General features: G+C 67.7%; 1 protein-coding gene. It reads left to right on the top strand.

Going from position 1 to position 613, the window contains the following annotated elements; genetic code table 11:
• Window positions 1-23: 23 nt before the first annotated feature.
• Window positions 24-613, top strand: a 590-nt coding sequence (locus ACU8YC_RS25615) for a recombinase family protein (protein WP_446896052.1), incomplete at its 3' end; no start/stop codon positions are given.

Genomic DNA, 613 nt, shown 5'->3' on the forward strand with positions numbered 1-613 from the left:
CCCTGTACGTTACAGTCCCGCTCATGACGCATGTGCTGATCGGCTATGCCCGCTGCTCGACCGACAAGCAGGACCTCGCTGCCCAGCGCCACGCGCTGTTCCAGCTCGGGGTGGCGACTGACCGCATCTACACTGACAAGGGCTTCACGGGGACGAACCGGGCACGCCCGGGCCTCGACCAAGCGCTGGCCGCGGTCCGGAGTGGCGATACCCTAGTAGTACCCAAGCTCGACCGGCTGGCCCGATCGGTGCCGGACGCGCGCGCGATTGGCGACGCGCTCGCGGAACGGGGTGTGAGGCTCCAGCTCGGCGCCAGCGTGCACGACCCGTCCGACCCGATGGGCAAGCTGTTCTTCAACATCCTGGCGACGTTTGCCGAGTTCGAGGCGGACCTGATCCGGCTGCGCACGCGCGAGGGCATGGCGGTGGCACGCGCCAAGGGGAAGCTGCGCGGCAAGAAGCCCAAGCTCTCGGATCGCCAGCAAAAGGAACTGCGTCGGATGTACGATACCGGCGACTACGCGATCAGCGACTTGGCAGAGCTGTTCTCAGTCTCCCGGCCGACCATCTACCGCACCCTGGAGCGCCAGCCCGCCACACCCGCCGTCGTGGC

Source organism: Citrobacter sp. VF227, from assembly GCF_052950715.1.